The 25399-nt window shown below is 73.7% G+C and carries 19 protein-coding genes; all 19 read left to right on the forward strand.

Translation table 11 applies throughout. The features are described from left to right. Positions 1-104: 104 nt before the first annotated feature. Positions 105-1991, forward strand: a complete 1887-nt coding sequence (gene recQ, locus ITJ40_RS03805; RefSeq protein ID WP_194665813.1) for a DNA helicase RecQ — start codon at positions 105-107, stop codon at positions 1989-1991. 399 nt (positions 1992-2390) lie between these two features. Further along, positions 2391-4397: a glycoside hydrolase family 127 protein gene (locus ITJ40_RS03810; protein ID WP_194665814.1), complete on the forward strand. Its 2007-nt coding sequence runs from the start codon at positions 2391-2393 to the stop codon at positions 4395-4397. Positions 4398-4543: 146 nt separating this feature from the next. Beyond that, positions 4544-6223, forward strand: coding sequence for an ABC transporter substrate-binding protein (locus ITJ40_RS03815; RefSeq protein WP_194665815.1), 1680 nt, complete (start codon positions 4544-4546; stop codon positions 6221-6223). Positions 6224-6226: 3 nt separating this feature from the next. Then, positions 6227-7189: an ABC transporter permease gene (locus tag ITJ40_RS03820; protein ID WP_194665816.1), complete on the forward strand. Its 963-nt coding sequence runs from the start codon at positions 6227-6229 to the stop codon at positions 7187-7189. Beyond that, positions 7186-8178 (forward strand): ABC transporter permease, encoded by a 993-nt coding sequence (locus tag ITJ40_RS03825; RefSeq protein WP_194665817.1) that lies wholly within the window; start codon positions 7186-7188, stop codon positions 8176-8178. Before ITJ40_RS03820 ends, ITJ40_RS03825 begins: the two co-directional genes overlap by 4 nt. Continuing rightward, positions 8175-9041 carry an ABC transporter ATP-binding protein gene (locus tag ITJ40_RS03830; RefSeq protein ID WP_194665818.1) on the forward strand — a complete coding sequence of 289 codons (867 nt, stop codon included), beginning with the start codon at positions 8175-8177 and terminating at the stop codon, positions 9039-9041. The genes ITJ40_RS03825 and ITJ40_RS03830 overlap by 4 nt, the downstream gene beginning before the upstream one ends. Further along, entirely contained in the window at positions 9038-9976 is a 939-nt protein-coding gene (locus ITJ40_RS03835; RefSeq protein WP_194665819.1) for an ATP-binding cassette domain-containing protein, read from the forward strand. Before ITJ40_RS03830 ends, ITJ40_RS03835 begins: the two co-directional genes overlap by 4 nt. Beyond that, positions 9973-11280 (forward strand): alpha/beta fold hydrolase, encoded by a 1308-nt coding sequence (locus ITJ40_RS03840; RefSeq protein WP_194665820.1) that lies wholly within the window; start codon positions 9973-9975, stop codon positions 11278-11280. The genes ITJ40_RS03835 and ITJ40_RS03840 overlap by 4 nt, the downstream gene beginning before the upstream one ends. After that, entirely contained in the window at positions 11277-12734 is a 1458-nt protein-coding gene (locus tag ITJ40_RS03845; protein ID WP_194665821.1) for an aminopeptidase P family protein, read from the forward strand. Before ITJ40_RS03840 ends, ITJ40_RS03845 begins: the two co-directional genes overlap by 4 nt. Before the next feature lie 19 nt (positions 12735-12753). Further along, on the forward strand, positions 12754-13467 hold the full coding sequence (locus ITJ40_RS03850) for a GntR family transcriptional regulator (protein ID WP_194665822.1): 714 nt from the start codon (positions 12754-12756) through the stop codon (positions 13465-13467). 47 nt (positions 13468-13514) lie between these two features. After that, positions 13515-14795 carry an NAD(P)/FAD-dependent oxidoreductase gene (locus ITJ40_RS03855; protein ID WP_370532029.1) on the forward strand — a complete coding sequence of 427 codons (1281 nt, stop codon included), beginning with the start codon at positions 13515-13517 and terminating at the stop codon, positions 14793-14795. Then, positions 14792-15145 carry a (2Fe-2S)-binding protein gene (locus ITJ40_RS03860; RefSeq protein ID WP_194665824.1) on the forward strand — a complete coding sequence of 118 codons (354 nt, stop codon included), beginning with the start codon at positions 14792-14794 and terminating at the stop codon, positions 15143-15145. Before ITJ40_RS03855 ends, ITJ40_RS03860 begins: the two co-directional genes overlap by 4 nt. Next, a complete protein-coding gene (locus ITJ40_RS03865) occupies positions 15142-16767 on the forward strand; it encodes an FAD/NAD(P)-binding oxidoreductase (RefSeq protein ID WP_194665825.1) in 1626 nt (541 codons plus the stop codon). The genes ITJ40_RS03860 and ITJ40_RS03865 overlap by 4 nt, the downstream gene beginning before the upstream one ends. After that, complete coding sequence (locus ITJ40_RS03870; RefSeq protein WP_194665826.1) at positions 16764-17681, forward strand: dihydrodipicolinate synthase family protein; 918 nt, start codon at positions 16764-16766, stop codon at positions 17679-17681. The genes ITJ40_RS03865 and ITJ40_RS03870 overlap by 4 nt, the downstream gene beginning before the upstream one ends. Before the next feature lie 7 nt (positions 17682-17688). Continuing rightward, a complete protein-coding gene (locus ITJ40_RS03875) occupies positions 17689-18690 on the forward strand; it encodes a proline racemase family protein (RefSeq protein WP_194665827.1) in 1002 nt (333 codons plus the stop codon). 27 nt (positions 18691-18717) lie between these two features. Continuing rightward, positions 18718-20229 (forward strand): aldehyde dehydrogenase family protein, encoded by a 1512-nt coding sequence (locus ITJ40_RS03880; protein WP_194665828.1) that lies wholly within the window; start codon positions 18718-18720, stop codon positions 20227-20229. Positions 20230-20425: 196 nt separating this feature from the next. Further along, positions 20426-22645: an acyl-CoA dehydrogenase gene (locus ITJ40_RS03885; RefSeq protein WP_194665829.1), complete on the forward strand. Its 2220-nt coding sequence runs from the start codon at positions 20426-20428 to the stop codon at positions 22643-22645. Positions 22646-22866: 221 nt separating this feature from the next. Continuing rightward, positions 22867-23256, forward strand: coding sequence for a DUF6507 family protein (locus ITJ40_RS03890; protein WP_194665830.1), 390 nt, complete (start codon positions 22867-22869; stop codon positions 23254-23256). Beyond that, a complete protein-coding gene (locus tag ITJ40_RS03895; protein WP_194665831.1) occupies positions 23256-25394 on the forward strand; it encodes a hypothetical protein in 2139 nt (712 codons plus the stop codon). Before ITJ40_RS03890 ends, ITJ40_RS03895 begins: the two co-directional genes overlap by 1 nt. Positions 25395-25399 lie beyond the last annotated feature (5 nt).

The raw sequence follows: 25399 nt of genomic DNA on the forward strand, positions 1-25399 counted from the left end.
CTGATCCGCGCCGACGGCCCCTCCCCAGCAGGGAGGGGCCGTCCGCGTCCCCACGGCCCGCACCGCCGCCGCCCGCCGAGCACGCCCCGGATACGATTGCCCCGATGACCTCCACCCCTCCCGCGCCCGCCGGATCCGCCGCGTCCGGCACCGCCCTGGCCCCCGCCCTCGAGCGCCTCGGCACGGTCTTCGGGTACGACGCCTTCCGGGGCGACCAGCAGGAGATCGTCGAGCACGTCATCGGCGGCGGGGACGCGCTGGTGCTCATGCCCACGGGCGGCGGCAAGTCGCTCTGCTACCAGATCCCGAGCCTCGTGCGCGAGGGCACGGGCGTCGTCATCTCCCCGCTCATCGCGCTCATGCAGGACCAGGTCGACGCCCTGCGCGCCGTCGGCGTCCGGGCCGCGTTCCTCAACTCCACGCAGGACCTCGAGACCAGCCGCGAGGTCGAGCGCGCCCTCCTCGACGGCGACCTCGACCTGCTCTACCTCGCGCCCGAGCGCCTCATCCTCGACCGCATGGGCCGGCTGCTCGACGAGGCCCGCATCGCCCTCTTCGCCATCGACGAGGCGCACTGCGTCTCCCAGTGGGGCCACGACTTCCGCAAGGACTACCTCGCGCTGTCGATGCTCCAGGAGCGCTGGCCCGAGGTGCCGCGCATCGCGCTCACCGCCACCGCCAACGAGGCCACGCACGCCGACATCACGGCGCGCCTCGGCCTCCAGGACGCGCGCCACTTCGTCTCCTCGTTCGACCGGCCGAACATCCGCTACCGCATCGTGCCCAAGGCCGAGCCGCGCAAGCAGCTGGTCGACCTCATCAAGAACGAGCACGCGGGCGACGCGGGCATCGTCTACTGCCTGAGCCGGAAGACCGTCGAGCAGACGGCGGAGGCGCTGAACAAGCAGGGCATCACGGCGCTGCCGTACCACGCGGGCCTCGATGCGGCGGTGCGGCAGCGCAACCAGGCGCGCTTCCTCCGCGAGGACGGCATCGTCATGTGCGCCACCATCGCGTTCGGGATGGGCATCGACAAGCCCGACGTGCGATTCGTCGCCCACGTCGACCTCCCGAAGTCCATCGAGGGCTACTACCAGGAGACGGGTCGCGCGGGCCGCGACGGCCTGCCGTCCACCGCGTGGCTCGCCTACGGCCTGCAGGACGTGGTGCAGCAGCGCCGCATGATCGACCAGTCCGAGGGCGACGCGCAGCACCGACGCCGGCTGTCGCAGCACCTCGACGCGATGCTCGCGCTGTGCGAGACGGTCGGCTGCCGCCGCGTGCAGCTCCTCCGCTACTTCGGCGAGGAGACGGGGCCGTGCGGCAACTGCGACACGTGCCTCGAGCCCGTCGAGACGTGGGATGCCACGGTGCCGTCGCAGAAGCTGCTCTCCACGATCGTGCGGCTGCAGCGCGAGCGGAACCAGCGCTTCGGGGCCGCGCACCTCATCGACATCCTGCTCGGCAACGAGACCGACCGCGTCCGGCAGCAGGGGCACGACCAGCTGGCCACCTTCGGCATCGGCGGCGAGCTCACCGACGTGCAGTGGCGCGGCGTGGTCCGCCAGCTCCTCGCCCAGGGCCTCCTCGGCGTGAGCGACGACGGCTACGGCACCCTCGTCATCACCCCGGGCAGCGGCGACGTGCTCACCGGATCCCGGCAGGTGCCCATGCGTCAGGAGCCCGAGCGCCTCGTGCGCGGACGCGGCACCCGCACCACCCGGGCGAAGGGCGGCCAGGTGGTCGACCTGCCCGAGGAGGCGCTGGGCCTGTTCGAGGCGCTCCGTGCCTGGCGCTCGGAGCAGGCGAAGGAGCAGGGCGTCCCCGCGTACGTCGTGTTCGCCGACGTCACCCTGCGCGAGGTCGCGACCGTGCGCCCGCAGGACCTCGGCCAGCTCGCCGGCATCACGGGAGTGGGCCAGAAGAAGCTCGACACGTACGGCGAGGGGCTGCTCGCGGTCGTCGCCGCGGCATCGGCGGCCGCCGGCTAGGACGCCCGTTCGATCGCGAGTCGACCGACCGGGACGTCGGCGGATCCGCGCGGCGACGGGGGAGGAGACCCGGTCCCGAGCCTCGAGGGCTGCGGGACCGAGCCGCGCACACGGCCGACTTTTACCCGAAGACCGGCCCGGCGCTGGCGGGACAGCTCACCCGAAGAGCTGTCGCCGTTGCCCACGATCGTACTGGTCCGGCTGCGGCCTCCACGCTGGCTGTGGGGAGCGCTCATCGCGTGGTAACGGGCGGTCCGCGACGTGCCTCGCGTCCGGGGCCGCATGTAAACAGCGTGTAACGGGAGGCCGCAGAGGCTTCATCGGCATTGCCAACACCGTATGGCCTATTTGTAATATGTCACCTACCACCGGCTGCCCGAGGCCGGACGAGGGAGCACCATGGCAGTGACCGGAGCAGATGCGGATGCTATCCGCGCGGCGGAGCATCGCGCCGCCGTCCTCCCCAGCACGGGATCACGGCGCCCGCTGGGCAGCGACGGCGTCACCCTGGAGGGCGGCCTGCTCGGGGCGTGGCAGGAGCGCAACCGGGCCAGCACCATCCCCCACGCCATCGCGTCCATGACCGCCGCAGGCAACCTCGACGATCTCCGCGCGGCCGTCGACGGAGCGGGCGAGCGACCCGTCCCGCGCTACCCGTTCCTCGACACCGACGTCTACAAGACCCTCGAGGGCGTGGCCTACGAGGTCGGCCGCGGCGCCGCGAGCCCGGAGATGCGCGCCTTCCTCGACGAGGCGACGGACGTGCTCGAGCGCGTGCAGGCGGACGACGGCTACATCGGCTCGTACGTGCAGCGGCCCGGATCCGACCGCGAGCCCTGGTCCGACCTCGCCTGGGGCCACGAGCTCTACAACCTGGGTCACCTCATCCAGGCCGCGGTCGCCCACTCGCGCCAGGGCGGCGACGGCCGGCTCCTGGCCGTGGCCCGCCGCTTCGCCGACGCCGCGGTCCGCGCGTTCGGCCCGGGCGGCCGCGTCGAGGTCTGCGGCCACCCCGAGGTCGAGATGGCGCTCGTCGAGCTGCACCGCGAGACGGGGGAGCGGTCCTACCTCGACCTCGCCTCCGCGTTCGTCGACCGTCGCGGGCACGGCACGGTGGCCACGCGGATCTTCCCCGCCGAGTACTTCCAGGACGCGCATCCGTTCCGCGAGATGCCGGCCGTCACGGGTCACGCCGTGCGCATGGCGTACCTCGCCGCGGGCGCGACGGACGTGGCGACGGAGACGGGCGACGCCGAGCTGCTCGCCGCATCCGTCCGCCTCTTCGACGACGCCGTGCGCACCCGCCTCTACGTGACCGGCGGGCTCGGCAGCCGCCACTCGGACGAGGCGATCGGCGACGCGTACGAGCTGCCCAGCGAGCGCTCCTACAGCGAGACCTGCGCGGCCATCGCCGTGATGCAGTGGGCATGGCGGCTCTTCCTCGCGACCGGCGAGCCCCGCTTCCTCGACACGCACGAGACCGTGCTCTTCAACGCCTACGCCGTGGGGCTCTCCGCCGACGGCACGGGCTTCTTCTACGACAACCCGCTCCAGCGCCGCCCCGACCACCACGCGCAGTCCGGCGCCGAGACCGAGGGCGAGCTGATGCGCCGCCCGTGGTTCACCTGCCCGTGCTGCCCGCCGAACATCGTGCGCTGGATGAGCGAGCTGCAGGACCACGTCGCGGTGCAGGACGGCGACGACCTGGTGATCGCGCACCCGGCCGCGTCCGTGATCCGCACCGACGCGATCGACGTGCGCATCACGACCGCCTACCCGTGGGACGGCGCCGTGCGCGTCGAGGTGCTGCGCGCATCGGGTGCCCAGACCGGCATCGTGCTGCGCCGCCCGGGCTGGTGCCGGTCCGCGACCGCGGTCGTGACGGGCGCCGACGGATCCGCGGCCGATGTCGACGCGGGGACCGGCGACCGGTGGATCCGCGCCACCCGCGCCTGGGCCGCCGGCGACGCGCTCGTGGTCGAGCTGGACATGCCCGTGCGGGCCCTCGGATCCCACCCGCACCTCGACGCCACCCGCGGCAGCCTCGCGGTGGCGCGCGGCCCGATCGTGTTCGCCGTCGAGCAGGAGGACGCCGGCGCCCCCGTCGACGACCTGCTCCTCGACCCGCGCGACCTGGCGGCGGCGCGGACCGTGCCGCTCCCGCTCGCCGCGCCGTGGGGCCCCGCGTCGGACGCCGCCGATCCCGCGTCGGGCGTCGCCCTCGCCGTGCGCCTCCGCCGCGCGCTGCAAGCTCCGGACGAGCTCTACCCCGAGGTCGTCCCGGGCACCACCGCCCCCGCCGCGTCGGCCGACCCCGTCGACGCCGTGCTCGTGCCCTACGCCCTCTGGGGCAACCGGGCACCGGGGGCGATGCGGGTCTGGATCCGCGCCGCCGACACCGGCTGAGCCGCCCTCCGCGCGCACGCCACCCGGATCCACCCGGTCCGGGCGGTCGCGCGCACCCCCGCTTCCCCCATCCCCTCCATCGCACGACCCCGTCCGTCACTCCCCACCCGGTGCGCCTCGGCCGCCATCCACGAAACGAGAGTCCGATGAACAGACGAATCACCGCAGTCGGGCTGGCCCTCGCCGCCAGCCTCGCCCTCACGTCCTGCGCCGGCGCAGGCGGCAAGTCCGCCGCCGACATCACCGGACCCGCCGACACCGGCGGCACCATGCACGTCCTGCAGCTGTCGGACTTCCCGCACCTGGACCCCGCGATGGGCTACGAGACCGACCTCGCGGACGTCTACCGGCTCATCTACCGCACGCTCACCACGACCACCGGCAAGGACGGCGCCACGATCGCGCCCGACCTCGCCACCGACACCGGGACGTCGAACGCCGACGCGACCGAGTGGACCTTCACGCTCAAGGACGGGCTGAAGTTCGAGGACGGCTCCCCGATCACGAGCCAGTCGATGAAGTTCGGCGTGGAGCGGTCCTTCGACCCCGCGCTCGCCATCGGCTCGCCCTACGCCCGCACGTACCTCGAGGGCGGCGACGCCTACAAGGGCCCGTACCAGTCCGGCGACCTGGCCTCCATCGAGACCCCCGACGAGAAGACCATCGTCTTCCACCTCAACCGCTCCGTGCCGGAGTTCGCGAGCGTCACGGCGCAGAGCACGTTCGTGCCGTTCCCCGTGGACAAGGACCGCGTCACCGTCACGAGCGTGGACCAGCAGCCCATCTCCTCCGGGCCGTACAAGGTGAGCGCCCGGACGCCCGGCCAGTCGCTCACGCTCGTGCGCAACCCCGAGTGGGACGCCTCCACGGACGAGGTCCGGACCGCCAAGCCGGACGAGTGGGACTTCACGATGGGGCTCGACCAGGCCACCATCGACGAGCGCATGATCGATGGACAGGGCGACGACGCGAACGCCATCGCCTACGGGATCACCGCGGCGTCCGTCTCCCGCATCCAGACGCCGCAGATCAAGGCGCGCACCGTCTCGGGCGACACCGGCTGCACCACGTACCTCGCGCTCAACACGACGAAGCCGCACCTCGGCGACGTGCGCGTGCGCCAGGCCATCGAGTACGCGGTCGACAAGAAGTCCCTCGCCGACGTGGCGGGCGGCCCCATGATCGCGGAGCCCGCGTCGACGATCCTCACCCGCAGCGTCCCCGGCCACAAGGACTTCGACCTCTACCCCAGCACCGACAGCTCGGGTGACGTCGACAAGGCGAAGGCGCTCCTCGCCGAGGCGGGCCTGCCGGACGGCTTCACGATCACGCTCGACGTGGCCAGCGTGCCGACCTCGCAGAAGGCCGCGGAGGCGCTCCAGCAGTCCCTCGCCCGCGTCGGCATCACCGTCGCGATCAACCTCCTCGACACGGCGACCTACAACGAGACCATCGCCACCACCTCGCAGCAGCACGATGCGGCCGAGGCCGGCTGGTGCCCCGACTGGAACTCCGCCAGCACGGTGCTGCCGATCCTCTTCGACGGACGCCAGATCCCGGAGAAGGGCAACAGCAACCTGTCGCAGATCAACGACCCCGCGATCAACGCGAAGATCGACGAGGTCTCGGCGATGACCGATCTGAAGGCCGCGGACACCGCCTGGGGCGACCTCGACGAGCAGGTGCAGCAGCTCGCGCCCGTCGTGCCGCTCCTCTACGGCCAGGCCGTGCTCGTCCTGGGACAGAACGTCCGGAACGCGTACTCGAGCCCCCTCTACGACGGAGCCCCGGACTTCGCCACCATCGGCCTCCACACGGGGAAGTAGGCGGTGACCGCCACCCTGCAGGGCGCCTCGGCGCCCGACTCGGCCCCCGCCTACCCGACGGGACGGCCGCCTGCCGTCACGCCGGCCAAGCGCGTGGTCGCGGCCCTCCGGTCGAAGCCGTCCGTCATCGCCAGCGTCGTGTTCGTGGTGCTCGTGGTGATCCTCGCGGTGTTCGCGCCGCTCCTGTCCGGGATCACCGGCTGGGGTCCCACGACCTTCGACGCCGACGCCGTCGACCCGGCCCTCGGCGGCCTCCCCATCGGCCCGTTCGGCGGCGTCAGCGCCTCGCACTGGTTCGGCGTGGAGCCGCAGAACGGGCGCGACATCTTCGCCCGCATCGCGTACGGCGCCCGGGTGTCCCTGCTCATCGCGGTCTCCGCCACGGTCATCACCACGACGATCGGCGTGGTCGCGGGCATGGTCGCCGGCTACTTCGGCGGGATCGCCGACCAGATCGTGTCGCGGGTCATGGACCTCCTCATGGCCTTCCCGGCGCTGATCTTCATGATCGCGATCCTCTCGGCGCTGCCCGCGGGCAACCGGCCGGCGCTGCTCGTCCTCACGCTCAGCGTCTTCGGCTGGCCGTACACGGCGCGCCTCGTGCGCGGCCAGACCATGACGATCCGCACGCGCGACTTCGTGGAGGCGGCCCGGGCATCCGGCGCCTCCTCCATGGGCGTCATCTTCCGGGAGGTGATGCCGAACCTGCGCGGCACCATCATCGTGCTGGCCACGCTCTCGGTGCCGGGCTACATCGGCACCGAGGCGGGCCTGTCCTTCCTCGGGGTGGGCGTGCTGCCGCCGACGCCCTCATGGGGCCAGATGATCTCGGACTCGGTGAACTGGTACACGGTCGACCCGGCGTACTTCGTCGTCCCCGGCTCGTTCCTCTTCCTCACGGTGCTGGCGTTCACGGTCTTCGGCGACCACCTCCGCACCGCGCTCGAGCAGGGGGAGGCGGCATGATCGGCTACCTCGTCCGCCGGCTGGGTGCGGCCCTCGTGGTGCTCGCGCTCATCAGCCTGTTCACCTACATGATCTTCTTCCTGCTCCAGCCGGACCCCGCCGTCACCATCTGCGGCAAGACCTGCACGCCGGACAAGATCGACTCCATCCGCCAGCTCCTCGGCCTCGACCGGCCGTTCTGGGCGCAGTACGGCGACTTCGTCACGGGCATCTTCACCGGTCGCACCTACGGGGACGGTCCGACGGCGATCCAGTGCTCTGCGCCCTGCCTGGGCTTCAGCTTCCAGACGCAGCAGTCCGTGCTCGACCTGATGCTGTCCCGCCTCCCCGTGAGCATCACGATCGCGGTCGGCGCGGCGGTCCTCTGGGTCGTGTTCGGCGTCGCCGGCGGACTCGTCAGCGCGATCAAGCAGGGCAGCGTGTGGGACCGGACCGCGATGGCGGCGGCGCTCACCGGGATCAGCGTGCCGATCACCTTCGCGGCGCTGCTCCTGCAGTACGTGCTCGTCGTGCAGCTGCAGGTGCTGCCGTTCCCGCAGTCCGTCGCGTTCTCCGACGACCCCGTCATGTGGTTCGACTCGTACCTCATGCCGTGGATCGTGCTCGCGCTCGGCTACGCGGCGATCTACGCGCGCATCGTCCGGGCCAACGTGATCGACACCCTGCAGGAGGACTACCTGCGGACCGCGCGCGCCAAGGGCCTGTCGGCGTCGCTCGTGATCCGCCGCCACGCCCTCCGGCCGTCGCTCACGCCCGTGGTGACGCTGTTCGGCATGGACTTCGCCGGGCTGCTCGGCGGGGCCGTGATCGCCGAGAAGATCTTCGGCCTCAACGGCGTCGGCAAGCTCGCCGCCGACTCCATCGCCAAGAACGACCAGCCCGTCATCATGGGCGTCACGCTCCTCGCCGCGGCCTTCGTGGTCGTCGGGAACGTGGTCGTCGACGTGCTCTACACCGTGCTCGACCCCCGAGTGAGGATCACCTCGTGACCGCCACCGCACCGCACCAGCCGCCCGCCCGGGCCGTCCCGGGGACGCCGCTCCTCGAGGTCGCGAACCTGACGATCGCGTTCCCCACCTCGCGCGGGCCCGTCGAGGTCGTGAAGGACCTCTCCTTCCGCGTGGAGCCGGACCGCACCCTCGGCATCGTGGGGGAGTCGGGCTCGGGCAAGTCGATGACCTCGCTCGCCGTGATGGGCCTCGTGCCCCGCGGCGGGAAGGTCACCGGCAGCATCAAGCTGGCGGGCGAGGAGCTCGTCGGCCGGAGCGACAAGGAGCTGCGGGCCATGCGGGGTGACCGCATGGCCATGGTGTTCCAGGATCCGCTCTCCTCGCTCAACCCCTACTACACGGTGGGGCTGCAGATCGAGGAGGCCTACCGGTCGCATCGCTCCGGCTCGCGGAAGTCCGTGCGGTCGACCGTGATCGCGGCCCTCGACCGGGTCGGGATCAAGGAGGCCGCGACGCGCGTCGACCACTACCCGCACCAGTTCTCGGGCGGCATGCGGCAGCGCATCATGATCGCGATGGCGCTGTGCCTCGAGCCCGAGCTGCTCATCGCCGACGAGCCGACCACCGCGCTCGACGTGACGGTGCAGGCGCAGATCCTCGACCTCATGCGCTCCATCCGCGCGGAGACGGGGATGGGCATGCTCGTCATCACCCACGACCTCGCCGTGGTGTCCTCCCTCGCGGACGAGGTGCTCGTCATGCAGGGCGGGCACCGCGTCGAGAGCGGCACCACCGAGCGCGTGTTCACCGCGCCGGAGGATCCGTACACGCACGCCCTGCTCGAGGCGATCCCCCGCATCGACGCCGCCTACGACCGCCTGACGACGGGACCCGCATCATGAGCCGCCACGACGCCTCCGCGCCCGCATCCGCCTCGACCGCGCCCGCCGCCGCGACGCCGGAGCCGTTCCTCTCCGCCCGCGACCTCACCAAGGAGTACGTGACGCGCGGCGGCCGCGGGCTGCGGCCGCCCGTGCGCCGCTTCCTCGCGGTCGACGGCGTGAGCCTCGACGTGCCGACCGGGCAGACGCTCTCGATCGTGGGGGAGTCCGGGTCCGGCAAGTCGACGACCGCGCGCATCATCGCGCACCTGCTCGACCCGACCTCCGGCACGTTCGCGCTGAAGGGCGAGGACATGACGCACGCGAGGGGCGCCGCCCTCCGCGAGTTCCGACGGCAGGTGCAGGTGGTCTTCCAGGATCCGGCGTCGTCGCTCAACCCGCGGCACACGGTGGAGCAGATCATCAGCGCGCCGCTGCGGTACCAGGGCATCACGACGCCGGGCGGGCACGGACAGCTCGTGCGCGACCTGCTCGACCGGGTGGGCCTGAACCCCGACCACGCGCAGCGCTACCCCGCGCAGTTCTCGGGCGGGCAGTGCCAGCGCATCGGGATCGCCCGGGCGCTCGCCGTGAGCCCCGGCCTCATCGTGTGCGACGAGGCGGTCTCCGCGCTCGACGTGACGGTGCAGGCGCGCGTCATCGCGCTGCTGCGCGACCTCCAGCGCGAGCGCGGGCTCAGCTACGTCTTCATCGCGCACGACCTCGCCGTCGTGCGCCAGCTCTCCGACCGCGTCGCGGTGATGAGCGCTGGCAAGGTCGTGGAGGAGGGCACGCGCGACGACGTGTTCGAGCGGCCCCGGCACCCGTACACGCGGTCGCTGCTCGACGCCGTGCCGCGGATCGATCCGGAGTGGGACCGCAAGCGCCAGGTCGCGCGCGCCGCCGCCGGCCTCGACACCACGGCGATCGAGACGGCCGGCGGGTCGGCCGCGTGATCGTCGGATCCGCGACCGTCCCCGGCGTCCACGTCACCGACCACGAGATCGAGGTCCCGCTCGACTGGGCGGCGGCGCGCGACGGCGAGCCCACCGCGACGATCACGGTGTTCGCCCGCGAGCTCGTCGCTCCCGACCGCCGAAGCGACGACCTGCCTGCGCTCCTGTACCTCCAGGGCGGTCCGGGCGGCAAGTCGCCGCGCGTGCTGGACGACGGCGGCTGGATCGGCCACGCCCTCCGGACGCACCGCGTCGTGCTCCTCGACCAGCGCGGCACCGGGCGCAGCACGCCCGTCACCGCGCGCACGATGACCCGCTTCGGCGACGACCACGAGTCCGCCGCCCGGTACCTCGCGCTCTTCCGGGCCGACTCGATCGTGCAGGACGCCGAGGCGCTCCGGCAGCACCTCGAGGGCGGGCGCCGCTGGTCGACGCTCGGCCAGAGCTACGGCGGGTTCCTCACTCTCACGTACCTGTCGCTCGCGCCCGAGGCGCTGTCGGCCTGCTACGTGACGGGCGGCCTCGCCTCGCTCGACCCCGACGCCGAGGAGGTCTACCGCCGGACCTACCCGCGCACGGTCCGGAAGAACGCCGGGTACCACGCGCGGTACCCGGCCGACGTGGGGATCCTGTCCCGCCTCGCCGACCGGCTCCAGGTCGGCGACGTGACGCTGCCCGACGGGGACGTGCTCACCGTCCGGCGCCTGCAGACCATCGGCATCGACCTCGGCATGGCGCCCGGGCGCGAGCGGATCCACGCGCTCCTCGACGAGGCGCTCGACGACCGCGGCGAGCCCACGGACGTGCTCCTCGCGGAGGCGCTGCGCCTCACCTCGTACGCGGCGAACCCGCTGTTCGCGGCGATGCAGGAGAGCATCTACGCGTCCGGCACCCGACCCGCGACCGCGTGGGCCGCCGAGCGGGAGCGCGGCCGACACCCCGCGTTCGCGCCGACCGCCCGACCGCTGCTGCTCACCGGCGAGATGATGTACCCCTGGATGTTCGACGAGATCCGGCTGCTGCGCCCGTTCCGCGGCGCGGTCGAGGCGATGGCCCGCCGCGACGACTGGCCGGAGCTCTACGACCCGACCCGGCTCGCCGGCAACGACGTGCCCGTGGCCGCCGCGATCTACCACGACGACATGTACGTGGACGCGGGCCTGCAGCAGGACACGGTCGCGCGCGTGGGGAACACCCGCGCGTGGATCACGAACGAGCACGAGCACGACGGCCTCGGAGCACCCGGCGTGCTCGGGCGGCTGATGGACATGATCGCCCGCGACGGAGGAGGCCTGCCCCGATGACCGACACGACCCACGACACGACGCCCGGCACGACGCCCGGGTGCACCCCCGAGTCCCGCCGCCCGCCGCGCCTCGCGGAGGTGCCCGCCTTCCAGGACCTCATGGCGCGCGGCTGGATCACGCCGGACCGCACGCCGGCCACCGTGCCCGGAGCGGTCGACGCGGCCGCCGCGCACCGTGCCCGGCTGAGCGCCGCGCTGCCGGGCGTCACCCTCGCGGTGGTGAGCGGGTACGCGCCCACGCGGAACGACGACTGCCGGTACGCGTTCCGCGCCGACAGCGACTTCGTGTGGCTGACCGGCGTGCAGATCGAGGGCGCCGTGCTCGTGATGCACGCCGTGCCGGGCGGCCACGACGCCGTCCTGCACGTGCCCGCGCCCGCCCACCCCGGCGACCCGCGCTTCTACTCCGACGCCGACCACGGCGAGCTCTGGGTCGGCCCCGCGCCCGCGCACGCCGACTGGCAGGCCGTGCTCGGGATCCCGGTGCGCGACCCCGACCGCATCGCGCGCGACCTCGCGGGCGTCCGCGCCGTGCGTCGGGCGGGGGCCGTCACCGGCGTGCCCGCGGCGCTGGCCGACGTGCCGCGCGACCCGGCCCTCGTGGCGACGCTCGGCGAGCTGCGCGTGATCAAGGACGCGTGGGAGATCGAGGAGCTGCGTCGCGCGGTCGACGACACGGTCGAGGGCTTCGCGGAGGTCGTGCGCGAGATCCCGCGGGCGCAGGCCCACGGCGGCGAGCGCTGGCTGCAGGGCACCTTCGACCGGCACGCGCGCACGGTCGGCAACGGCCCGGGCTACGCCACCATCGTCGGCGGCGGCGGGCACGCGACCACGTTGCACTGGGTGCGCTGCGACGGGCCGCTGCGCGACGGCGAGCTCGTGCTGCTCGACATGGGCGTGGAGGCCAGGAGCCTCTACACGGCGGACGTCACCCGCACGTTCCCCCTCGACGGCACCTTCTCGGCGGAGCAGCGGCTCGTGCACGACGTGGTGGAGCGCGCCCACCGCGCGGGCCTCGACGCCGTCGCGCCCGGCCGCCCGCTCGTCGACTTCCACCACGCGTCCATGGAGGTCATCGCCCAGGGCCTGCACGACATGGGGATCCTGCCCGTCTCGGTCGACGAGGCGCTCTCGCCCGCGGGCCAGCACCACCGGCGCTGGCTCGTGTGCGGGATCGGGCACCACCTCGGGCTCGACGTGCACGACTGCTCGGGCGCCGGGGTCGCGGGCTACGACCGCGCGGTCGAGCCGGGCATGGTGCTGACGGTGGAGCCCGGCCTGTACTTCGCGCCGGATGACGCGATGGTGCCGCCGGAGCTGCGGGGCATCGGCGTGCGGATCGAAGACGATATCGTGGTGACGCAGACGGGGTCCGACGTGCTGTCGGATGCGCTGCCGATCGACGCACGGGGCCTGGAGTCCTGGATGCGGGAGCAGCGATCCCCGTCCTGACCCGAGGAGGAGGATCCGCATGAGCCTCTCCGCACTGCGACCCGCACCCCCGCGCGAGAGCCTGCGCGAGCACGTCCACCAGGCCCTGTCGGCGGCGATCGTGTCCGGCGAGCTCGAGCCCGGCACGCTCATCACCGTGCCCACGCTCGCCGTGCGCTTCGACGTCTCGGCGACGCCCGTCCGCGAGGCGGTGCTCGAGCTCGAGAAGCGCGGCTTCGTGGAGACGGTCCGCAACAAGGGCTTCCGCGTGACGGCGGTGAGCGACGAGGAGCTCGGCCACCTGGTGCAGGTGCGCCAGCTCCTCGAGGCGCCCGCCATGGAGCGCCTCGCCGGGCGCCTGCCCGACGAGGCGCTCCCGGGCCTGGAGGCGCTCGCCGACCGCATCGAGCAGGGCGCGCGCGAGGGCGACCTCCGCGCGTACCTCGAGGCCGACCAGGAGTTCCACCTCTCGCTCACGCGCATCCTCGGCAACCCCGTGCTCACGGAGGCCATCGCGGACCTCCGCTCGCGCACGCGCCTCGTCGGCCTCGCGTCGATGAAGGAGAGCGCCATGCTCGACGCCTCGGCGGCGGAGCACCACGAGCTGCTGCGGGCGCTGGTCGCCGGCGACGGCCCCGGGTCGCACGAGCTCATGGTGCGGCACATCCGGCACGCCACCGGCTGGTGGGCGGGGCGCGGCGAGGACGAGGCCGCCGCCGTCGCGGAGTCCGAGCTGGCGGAACCGGTCGCCTGATCCGCCGCATGTCGGTCGGGCTTCCCCTCGCGGACGATGTGTGACATATTACTGTCACCGCCGACCGCCACACCGCCTCCCGAGGCGCATCCACCCGTGAGAGCAGGGACACCATGACGCGTCACGTGGTCGTCGTCGGCGGGGGCATCGTCGGCGCGGCGTGCGCCCGTTCGCTGGCGCGGGCCGGGATGCGCGTCACGGTCGTCGAGCGCGCCGCGGTCGCCTCCGGCACGAGCGCGCAGGGCGAGGGCAACATCCTCGTCTCCGACAAGGGCCCCGGCGCGGAGCTCGAGCTCGCGCAGCTGGCCGCCCGCCGCTGGCCCGAGGTCGCCGCCGAGCTCGCGGACGAGCTGGGCGACGCGCTCCCCTCCATCGAGTACGAGCCCAAGGGCGGGCTCGTCGTCACGACCACCGACGAGGGCGCGGATCCGCTCCTCGCCTTCGCCGCCACCCAGCGCTCCGCGGGCGTCGACGCGATCCCCGTGGACGTGCGTCGCGCGCTCGAGCTCGAGCCGTGGCTGAACCCGGCGATCACCGCGGCCGTGCACTACCCCGAGGACGCGCAGGTGCAGCCCGCCATCGCGACCGAGGCGCTCGCCGCGTCGGCCCGGCGCGCGGGCGCGGTCATCCGCACCGGGGTCGAGGTCATCGGCCCGCTGCTCGACGCCGACGGCGCCCTCCGCGGCGTGCGGACGAGCGCGGGCGACATCGCCGCCGACGACGTGCTGGTCGCGGCCGGCCCCTGGTCGGGCGAGGTGGCGCGCACCCTCGGCGTCGAGCTGCCCGTGCTGCCGCGCCGCGGCGTCGTGCTCGTCACCACGCGCATGCCGCACCGCATCCGGCACAAGGTCTACGACGGCGACTACGTGGGCGCGGTCGGATCCGGCGACGGCGCGCTGCAGACCTCGGGCGTCGTGGAGTCGACGCCGTCGGGGACCGTGCTCATCGGATCCAGCCGCGAGCGCGTGGGCTTCGACGCGTCGCTGCGCGTGGCCGTGCTCGAGGAGCTCGCCGCGAAGGCCGTGCGGCTCTTCCCCTTCCTCGTCGAGGCGAACGCGATGCGCTCCTACGGCGGCTTCCGGCCCTACCTGCCCGACCACCTGCCCGTCGTCGGGCCCGACCCGCGACTGCCGGGGCTCTGGCACGCGAGCGGGCACGAGGGCGCCGGGATCGGCCTGTCGGTCGCGACGGCCGACATGATCGTCGCGCAGATGACGGGCGCCGCGACCCCGCTCGACGTGCGGCCCTTCTCCGTCGCGCGCGCCTCGCTCGGGCTGCGGATGCCCGGGGCCCCGCTGCCGTCCGACGCCGCCGGGGTGCGCGCATGACGCCTCGGCGCGTGGATCCGGCGCGCGACCCGATCCGCCCGGAGCCGGCCGCGGCCGTGCGCTTCACCGTGGACGGGGATCCCGTCGAGGGCGTCAGCGGCCAGACCATCGCGGGCGCGCTGCTCGCGTCGGGCACCCTGGCATGGCGGACGACCGCGAGCGCAGGCCGTCCCCGCGGCGTCTTCTGCGGGATCGGCGTGTGCTTCGACTGCACCGTCACCGTGAACGGGCTGCCGGACGTGCGCGCCTGCCAGCGCCGCGCCGTCGAGGGCGACGTGGTCGAGACCGGGCCCGGCGCGACCGTGCCCGGCGCGACCGTGACCGACGAGCGCGCGGGGGAGGCCTCGTGAGCGGCGCGGACGACCGGCGGCACGTCGTCGTCATCGGTGCGGGCCCGGCCGGGCTGGCTGCCGCGGTCGCCGCGCGCGGTCGCGGCGCCCGGGTCACCGTGCTCGACGCGTCGGACGAGCTCGGCGGCCAGTACTGGCGGCACCTGCCGGAGTCGCGTCCGGCGGCGCGCGAGCGGATCCTGCACCACGGCTGGGACGCGTTCACCGCGCTCCGCTCCCGGCTCGCCGCCGACGACGGCTGCGCGATCGTCACGGGCGCGCAGGTGTGGGCGATCGAGCGGCCGGAGCCGGATGCGTCCGCGCCCGCTGACGGGTCTGCGCCGCCCGCCGCCGTCGTCCACGTGCTCGTCGGCCAGGTCGACGGATCCCGCCGCGCACCCCTGACCCTCCGCCCCGACGCGCTCGTGCTCGCGACCGGCGCGCACGACCGCACGCTGCCGTTCCCCGGCTGGGACCTGCCCGGCGTCTTCACCGCGGGCGCCGCGCAGGCCCTCGCGAAGGGCGAGCGCGTGGCGATCGGCGAACGCGTGATCGTCGCGGGCGCCGGCCCCTTCCTCCTGCCCGTCGCGGTGTCGCTCGTGCAGGCCGGGGCGCGCGTCGTCGGGATCCACGAGGCCGCGCGCGTGCCGTCGCTCGCCCGCGGCTGGCTGCGACGTCCGGCGGGCCTCGCCCGCGCGCCGCACAAGGCCGCGGAGCTGGCCGGGTACGTCTCCGTGCTGGCGCGCGAGCGGATCGGCTACTCCACGGGCAGCGCGGTCGTCGCCGCGCACGGCACCGACCGCGTCGAGGCCGTCACCGTGCAGCGCCTCGACGCCGCGTGGGCGCCGATCCCGGGCACCGAACGGCGGATCCGGGTGGACGCCGTGTGCGTCGGCCACGGGTTCACGCCCCGGCTCGAGCTGCCCATCGCCGCGGGCTGCCGCATCGGCGCGGAGCGCTTCGTGGAGGTGGACGCCGCGCAGGGCGCCGGGCCCGCTGGCGTCTTCGCCGCGGGCGAGATCACGGGCATCGGGGGAGTGGACCAGGCCCTCGCGGAGGGCGAGGTCGCCGGGCACTGCGCCGCGGGCGGATCCCCGTCCGACGCCGCCGTCGCCCCCGCCGTCCGCCGGCGGTCGGTCGCGCACGACGTCGCCGGTCGCATCGAGGCCGCGCACGGCATCCGCCCCGGCTGGACCGGCTGGCTCCGCGACGACACGCTCGCGTGCCGCTGCGAGGAGGTGCCCGTCGGCCGGCTCCGGCAGACCGCCCGCGCGGCCTCCTCCACCGACCTCCGCTCGATGAAGCTCGCGACGCGCGCCGGCCTCGGCATCTGCCAGGGCCGCGTCTGCGGGCGCACCGTCGAGCAGCTGCTCGCGGCCGAGGCGCCCGCCTGCGGATCCGCGTCCGCCGCGTCCCCCGCCGCCGCGCCCGGTCCCGGGACCGACCGCCGCCCCATCGCCTCGCCCGTGCGCCTCGGCGAGCTCGCCGCCGCCTACGAGCGCCGCGACGCCGGACCCCCGTCCCTCGCCGCGGCAGCGCCCGGCGCCGACGACCCGCCGCCCGCCGGCGACCCGCCGCGCGAGCACGCGCCCCCGACCACCCCCGCACCGCCTCGCACCACCGACCGGAAGGACCTGCCATGACCGCACCCGCCCTGGACCTCGGAGGCGTCGTCGTCGCCACCACGCTGCCGTTCCGCGAGGACGCGTCGGCCCCCGCCGGCCTCGCCGTCGACTACGACGCGTACGCCGCCCACTGCGACTGGCTGATGGCGAACGGCTGCCGCGGCGTCGGCCCGAACGGATCGCTCGGCGAGTACTCCTCGCTCACCGACGAGGAGCGGCGCAAGGTCGTGCAGGTCGCGGTCGAGACCGTCGGCGACCGCGGGATCGTCGTGGCCGGCGTGCACGGCGTCGGCTGGCACCAGGCCAAGAAGTGGGCCGAGATCGCGGCCGAGGACGGCGCCGACGGCGTGCTCCTCCTCCCGCCCACCATCTACCGGGCGAGCGACGACGAGGTCGTCGAGCACTACGCGCGCGTCGACGAGGTGGGCCTGCCGATCATGGCCTACAACAACCCGTTCGACACCAAGGTCGACCTCACCCCGCAGCTCCTCCAGCGCCTCGACGCGCTCGAGAACGTCGTGGCGATCAAGGAGTTCTCGGGCGACATCCGGCGCGTGACGGAGATCCAGGACCTCACGGGCCTCGACGTCATCGCGGGCGCCGACGACCTGCTGCTCGAGTCGCTCATCATGGGCGCCGTCGGCTGGTTCGCGGGCTACCCCAACGCGTTCCCGCGCGAGGCCGTCGAGCTGTACGGGCTCGCGACGAGCGGTCGCATCGAGGAGGCGAAGGCGCTGTACCAGCACCTCGTGCCGGTGTTCCGCTGGGACTCGCGCACCGAGTTCGTGCAGGCCATCAAGCTGTCGATCGACGTGGCCGGCGAGAGCACGGGCGGCCCCACGCGTCCGCCGCGCGCGCCGCTGCCCGCCGCGGTCGCGGAGCAGGTCACGCGCGACACGCGCCGCGCGCTCGACCACCTCGCCGGGCGATGATCGACGGATGAGGTCCTCCCGCGTCTTCCACGCCGTCGACTCGCACACGGAGGGGATGCCGACCCGCGTCGTCACGAGCGGGTTCGGCGTGATCCCCGGCGCGACCATGAACGAGCGCCGTCTGCACCTGATCGAGAACCTGGATCACCTGCGGCTCCTGCTGATGACGGAGCCGCGCGGCCACGCGGCCATGAGCGGCGCGATCCTGCAGCCGCCCACGCGCGACGACTGCGACTGGGGCGTCCTCTACATCGAGGTGTCCGGGTGCCTGCCGATGTGCGGCCACGGCACCATCGGCGTCGCGACCGTGCTGGTGGAGACCGGGCTCGTCGAGGTGCAGGAGCCGGTCACGACGATCCGGCTCGACACCCCGGCCGGGCTCGTGATCGCGCGCGTCGACGTGGAGGACGGGCGGGCCGCGTCCGTGACGATCGAGAACGTGCCGTCCTACGTGGAGCGGCTGGACGCCTCCATCGACGTGCCCGGCTACGGCACCGTGCCGTACAGCCTCGCGTTCGGCGGCAACTTCTACGCGGTCGTCGAGCTGGACGACGTGGGGCTGCCGTTCGACCGGGAGCGGCAGCAGGAGATCCTCCAGGCCGGGCTCGCGATCATGGGCGCCATCAACGACCAGGACGCGCCCTCGCACCCGGAGATCTCCGGCGTCGACCACTGCCACCACGTGGAGTTCCTCGCACCCGGATCCGACGCCCGGCTCTCGCGGCACGCCATGGCGATCCACCCCGGCTGGTTCGACCGCTCGCCGTGCGGCACCGGCACGTCCGCGCGCATGGCCGAGCTGTGGGCGCGCGGCGAGCTGGCGGTCGGCGACGTGTTCGTCAACGAGTCGTTCATCGGCAGCCGCTTCACCGGCCGGATCCTCCGGGAGACGACCGTCGCCGGCCGGCCCGCCATCGTCCCCGCCATCACCGGGCGCGCGTGGATCACCGGCATGGGACAGTACCTGCTCGACCCCACCGACCCGTTCCCGAGCGGCTTCCGGTTCTGACCGGCCGAGCCCCCACCGAGGAGAGACATGACCCCGCACGAGACCGACCCGACCATCGACCCGACCGTGGATCCCGCCGTCGCCGCGACCGTCGACGCCGTCGCCGCGCGCGCCGCCGAGGCGGCCGCGCCCCTCGCAGCCCTCGCCCCGGCGGCCCGGGCCCGCGCGCTCGACGCCGTCGCCGACGCGCTCGAGGCGATCCGCCCCGAGCTGCTGCCCGTCGCCGAGCGGGAGACCGCGCTCGCGCCCGGCCGCCTCGCCGGCGAGCTGACGCGCACCACGGTGCAGCTGCGGATCCTCGCGGCCGCCGTGCGCGACGGCCGCTACCTCGACGCGCGCATCGACCACGCGGATCCGGACGCGGCGCCCGCCCCGCGCCCCGACATCCGCCGGTACCTCGTGCCCGTCGGCCCGGTCCTCAACTTCGCGGCGTCGAACTTCCCGTTCGCGTTCTCCGTCGCGGGCGGCGACACGGCGTCGGCGCTCGCGGTCGGCTGCCCGGTGGTCGTGAAGGCGCACCCGGGGCACCCCGAGCTGTCGCGCCGCGTCGCCGCGGCCGCCTCCGCCGCGCTCGTCGAGGCAGGCCTGCCCGATGGCACCCTGCAGCTGATCGAGGGCGAGGCAGCGGGGCTCGCCATGCTGCGCGACCCGCGTATCCGCGCCGCCACGTTCACGGGATCGCTGCGCGCCGGCCGCTTCCTCGCCGACGTCGCCGCCGCCCGTCCCGACCCGATCCCGTTCTTCGGCGAGCTGGGCAGCGTCAACCCGGTCGTCATCACGGAGCGCGCCGCCGCCGAGCGCGGGGCGGACATCGCGGCGGCCCTCGTGGCGAGCGCCGCCGGATCCGCCGGGCAGCTCTGCACCGCGCCCGGCATCGTGCTGATCCCCGCGGGCCACGGTCTCGACCCCGTGCTCGCGGAGGAGGCCGGCGCCGTCGCCCCGCACGGGATGCTCAACCGGAAGATCGCCGAGGGCTACGCGGGCGGCCGGGCCGCGGCCATCGCGGTCGACGGCGTCCGCCTCGTCGCGGAGGGCCGCGCGCCCGCCGGGGACGACGGGTCCGTGACCCCCACGATCGCCGCCGTCGCGCTCGCCGACTTCGAGGCCGCGGGCGACGTGCTCCGCCACGAGGTCTTCGGCCCGTTCGCGCTGCTCGTCGAGTACCCCGCGGGCACGGACCTCGCCGCCCTCGCGGCGCGCACCTTCCCGGGCGAGCTGACGGCGAGCGTGCACCTCGGCGACGGCGAGGCCGATGCCGCGGCGGCCGAGCTGATCCGCGTGCTCGCCGCCCGCGCCGGCCGCGTGCTCGTCGACGCCTGGCCCACGGGCGTCTCCGTCACCGACGCGCAGCAGCACGGCGGACCCTGGCCCGCCACCACGCTCGACCGCGGCACGAGCGTCGGCACCGCGTCGCTCGACCGGCTGCTCCGCGGCGTCGCGTTCCAGGGCGTGCCCGACGTGCTCCTGCCGGAGCCGCTGCGCACCCGGAACCCGTGGGGCGTGCCGCAGCGGGTGAGCGCGCGCGGCGCCCGCGCCTGACGCGCGGCGCGTCGCGTCCGTCCGGGCCGTCCGGGCCGTCCGGGCGGCCCGCCGCTGAGGGTTCCCACAACCCGCGACCGCTCACCGCGGGAGCGCGTTGGAGGCCCGCGACGTGTTTTTCGGCAGGTGGAGGATCCGTGCATAGCGTGGCCGGTGCCGGCAGGGATGCCGGTGCAGGCGACGGCACGGAGGATCCATGGTCGACACGGCGGCACGAGGACGCACCACCCGCGGCACGAGGGGACGAGGCCCCGCCGCGGGTCCGCAGGACGGGGCTCGCGAGGCAGCGCTCCCCGAGGGCGCGCTCCGCGAGGCCGGCGTGCCGGTCGCGGGGGACGTGGACGCCGAGGTCGCGCGTGATCTCGACCGCACCGACGGCGACGCGGGCGCCGGCACCGGCCCCCGCGTCGACGTCGAGGGCCTCGGCCGCGTGCTGCTCGGGCGCTGGGCCGACGTCCGCCGCTCGTCGCGCGAGCTGACCAGCCGCCCCGAGCTGCACCGCATCGAGGGCCTCGACATGCACCAGCACCGGGCGCGCGTGCGCGAGCAGCTGCAGATCCTCGTCGAGCACGGCGGCGTGCACCGCGCCTACCCGGTGTCCGTCGGCGGGCTCGAGGACCACGGCGGCAACATCGCGGGCTTCGAGGAGCTCGTGGCCGCGGATCCGTCGCTCCAGATCAAGGCCGGCGTGCAGTGGGGCCTCTTCGGCTCCGCGGTCATGCACCTCGGCACGGAGCGCCACCACCGGGAGCTGCTCCCGCGGATCATGACGCTCGAGCTGCCCGGCGCGTTCGCGATGACCGAGACCGGCCACGGATCCGACGTCGCGAGCATCGGCACCACGGCGACCTACGACCCCGCGACGGGCGAGTTCGACCTGCACACGCCGTTCCGCGCGGCGTGGAAGGACTACCTCGGCAACGCGGCGGTCGACGGCCGCGCCGCCACGGTCTTCGCGCAGCTCGTGACCCAGGGCGTCAACCACGGCGTGCACTGCTTCTTCGTGCCCCTCCGCGACGAGACGGGCGCGTTCCTGCCCGGCGTCGGCGGCGAGGACGACGGCCTCAAGGGCGGCCTCAACGGGATCGACAACGGCCGCCTCCACTTCGACCACGTGCGCGTGCCGCGCACGAACCTCCTCAACCGCTACGGCGACGTGGCCGAGGACGGCACCTACACGTCGGAGATCGCGAGCCCCGGCCGCCGCTTCTTCACGATGCTCGGCACGCTCGTGCAGGGCCGCGTCTCGCTCGACGGCGCGGCGACGAGCGCCGCCAAGATCGCGCTCCAGATCGCCATCACCTACGGCAACCAGCGCCGCCAGTTCGTCGCAGGCGGCACCGACGAGGAGGTGCTGCTCGACTACCAGCGGCACCAGCGCCGGCTGATCCCGCGCATCGCCACCACCTACGCGGCCTCGTTCGCGCACGAGAAGCTGCTCGAGCAGTTCGACTCGGTGTTCTCCGGGAAGACCGACACGGATCAGGACCGGCAGGACCTCGAGACCCTCGCCGCCGCGTTCAAGCCCCTCAGCACGTGGCACGCGCTCGACACCATCCAGGAGGCGCGCGAGGCGTGCGGCGGCCAGGGCTTCCTCGCCGAGAACCGGCTCGTCGGGCTCCGCGCCGACCTCGACGTCTACGCGACCTTCGAGGGCGACAACACCGTGCTCCTGCAGCTCGTCGCGAAGCGCCTGCTCACCGACGTGAACACGCGCTTCGCGAAGGCCGACTTCGGGGTGCTCGCGCGGTACGCCGTGGAGCAGGCCGCGGATCGCACGCTGCGCTCCACGGGCCTCCGCACGCTCGGGCAGGCGCTCGCGGACCGCGGATCCACCGCCCGCTCCGTCGGCCAGCTCCGCGAGCCGGACACCCAGCGCGCGCTCCTGACGGGCCGCGTGGAGACGATGGTCGGGGAGGTCGCGACCGCGCTCCGCGCCACCCGGAAGATGCCGCCGGCCGAGGCCGCCGCCCTCTTCAACCGGCACCAGCACGCGCTCATCGAGGCGGCCCGAGCGCACGCGCAGCTGCTGCAGTGGGAGGCGTTCACCGAGGCGCTCGACCCCGCGTCGGAGACGGGCCGCGCGATGGACGACGGCACGCGCCGCATCCTCACCTGGACCCGCGACCTGTTCGGCCTCCGCCTCATCGAGGAGGACCTCGCCTGGTTCCTGATCCACGGCCGCCTCAGCGCGCCGCGCGCCCGGGCCGTGACGGCCTACATCGACCGGCTCGTCGCGCGCCTGCGCCCGCACGCGCAGGACCTCGTGGACGCGTTCGGCTACACGCCGGCCCACGTCCGCGCGCCCGTCGCCTCCGGCGAGGAGAAGGACCGCCAGGACGAGGCGCGCGCGTACCGCGACGCGCGGATCGCCGACGGCTCGGCGCCGCGCATGGAGAAGAGCCCGAAGAAGTAGGAGCACCGGACGCGCCGCCGTGCCTACACCACCCGGCGGCGTCTCCCGCACCGTTTGACAGCACCGCGGGACGCCCGGAGACTGATCCCGTCCGAGCAGCGCCCCCGAGCGGGGGCCACCGGCCTGCCACGGGGATCCGGGTGCCCACGCGTTCGCGCGGAGGCCGGGAGGCGATCCACCCGATCGCGCGGCGGCCGACGGACGACCGTGAGGAGACGTCCGTGGCGGAGGGCTACCGCATCGATCCGCAGGGCGTCCAGGACGTCCTGACCGCGGTGCAGCAGGCATCGGAAGACCTGTCGACGGCGATCAGCGGCATCGGCGGGGCGCAGACCGACGTGGCGACCGGGGCGTCCACCTGCACCGCGGTGCCGGCGGCGCTCGCGGCGTTCCTCGACGCGCAGACCGCGTCGGTCACGGACGTCACGAACCGCATCACCGCGTGCCTGTTCGGCGCCGCCACCGCGACCACGGACTACGTGGAGGCCGACGACACGATGGCGTCCGACATGACGCGGGCGCAGACGGCCGCGGTCGATGCGGTCGGGGGCGGCGGCGGGCGCGCGGCGGGCGACTTCAGCTGGTTCACCTCTCGAGCAGGAGGCCGCTGATGGCCCCGACCGCGGGCGGCGCCACGTGCCGCGCGGACGGCCTCATCGACCCCGACGGCATCCCCGGCGTCGACATGGCGCCGGATCTCATCCGCAGCGCCTCGTGGACGCTCGCCTCCGCCTCGGCGGGCGTCTCGCAGCACGGCGCGACGGCCGTCAGCAAGTGGCAGACGATGTCGACGGTGTACGAGGCGCCGGAGTCGGAGGCGCTGCTGGCCGTGATGGGGCCGGTCGGGCAGGAGACCACGGCTCTCGCCGACGGGTTCACGAAGGTGGCGAAGGCCCTCACGGACTTCGCCGACGCGGCGGCGCCCATCGTCGCGAAGCTGATCGCGCTGAAGGCCGAGGCGGTCGCGTTCGTCGCGCAGGCGGATCAGGGGTACGACATGGTGCCGGACGGCGGTGAGCCCGCGGGATCCGGTCCCATCCGGGGCCCGCTCGACCACATGGGTTCGGATTCCCTGCACCACGTGGAGTGGACGCAGCACATGCCGTACGTACAGCGCAACGACGCGCTGATCATGGCGATCGCGACGCAGGCGACGGCGCTGGACGAGGCGCAGGCGGATTGCGTGAACGCGATCGCGGCGGCGCATCAGCCGACGACGTCGTGCGCACCGCGCGTGCACGGCACGGACTTCGCGACCGCGGCGAAGGAGGGCAAATGGATGCCCTTCGGGCAGACCTCGGCGGGCCGGCCGAGCTGCGTGACCTCGTTCGGCGGCGGCATGGGCGACGCGGCCAGCGGGATGGTCGAGGGTCTCGGGAGCCTCGCGTCGTACAACCCGGAGACCAAGCAGTGGGGCGATTGGGATCACGCGGGCAAGGCGGCGCTGGGTGTGGTGGAGGGGCTCGGGGCGTTGATCGCGCCGACGCCGCTGTTCCAGGTGCTGGCGGATGATTCCAGCGGTGCCACGCCGGGGTGGATGCGGGACTTCTCGAAGACGACGCTGGAGAAGCAGCAGCTGATGGTGGACGGGTTCGTCGGCAGCGATGAGCTGTGGCATACGGATCCGGCGCGGGCGTGGGGCTCGCTGGCCGTGAACGTGGGGTCGTTGTTGATCCCGGTGGGTGGTGAGGTCGCGGCGGGGGCGAAGGTGGTCTCGGTCGGGGCCAGGGTCGCGTCGGTCGGTGGTCGTGTGGCGGAGGCGGCGGATGCCGCGTCGATCACGGGGCGTGTGGTGGGTGCCGGTGCGCGGGCGAGCGTGGTGGCGGGGTCGGGGCTGGTGCGGGTCGGGGATCTGATGACGCAGGTGGCGGCGCGGGCGGATGCGCTGGGTCACGCGGCGACGGCCCCGGTGATGAATGCGCTGCGGGATGCGGTGGCTCGTGTGCCGCACGTGGAAGTGGCGGTGCGTCACGTGGTGACTCCGGACGGGTTCCGGATCCCGACGCTGCATGTGGAATTCGGGGACAGTGCGCGTGCACGCGCGATGTCTAACGCGGCGGACGCAGGCGACGCAGCTTCCCATCGTGTGGAGCCGGGAACCGTCCAGGACGGCCACGGAGGCGTCGGCCATGCCGACCACGATCTGGGGGCCGTGCACGAGAGCAGCCATCCGGGAGCGGACCCGACCCACGAGCCGAGTGCCCACGATGCCGGTGACGCGCATGGTCACGAGCATCACGAAGGGTCGAGTGCCCACGCTGGTAATGTCGACGACGTTCCGCAGTGGCTCAACAAGCTGCTGGACAGGCCCGACATCTCGTGGAAGACCCGAAGGCTCTTTGAGGGCATTCGCTTCAACTACGAGCGTCATCGCTTCTTTCCGCACAACGAAGTGCGGCTCGCGGATGGTTCTCGCGTCGACTCGTATATCCCTGACGTGGAGATCGTCTCACGTAAATACACGCAACTCTCAGACATTTTGGACAGAACGGCAAAAGACTACATAGACGAGTTGCGTATCAAGTACGCGCCAGGAAAGCAGATCGCTCACGTCTCGGATCGTCACGGCCCCCCGAGGATATTCGCTGATGCTAATAAAATTCTCGGAGGTGACGAGTTGCAGGGTGCCAGTGTTCTTGAGATTCCACCTCAGGTCAAGCCCATTCCTGAAGACGTTCTTAAATACGCGACTGAGCATGACGTAGTCATCAGAGACGCTACTGGTCATATTTACAACCCGCTGGAGTGAATAAT

It is taken from the genome of Clavibacter sp. VKM Ac-2872 (genome assembly GCF_015351105.1).
Taxonomy (GTDB): domain Bacteria; phylum Actinomycetota; class Actinomycetes; order Actinomycetales; family Microbacteriaceae; genus Clavibacter.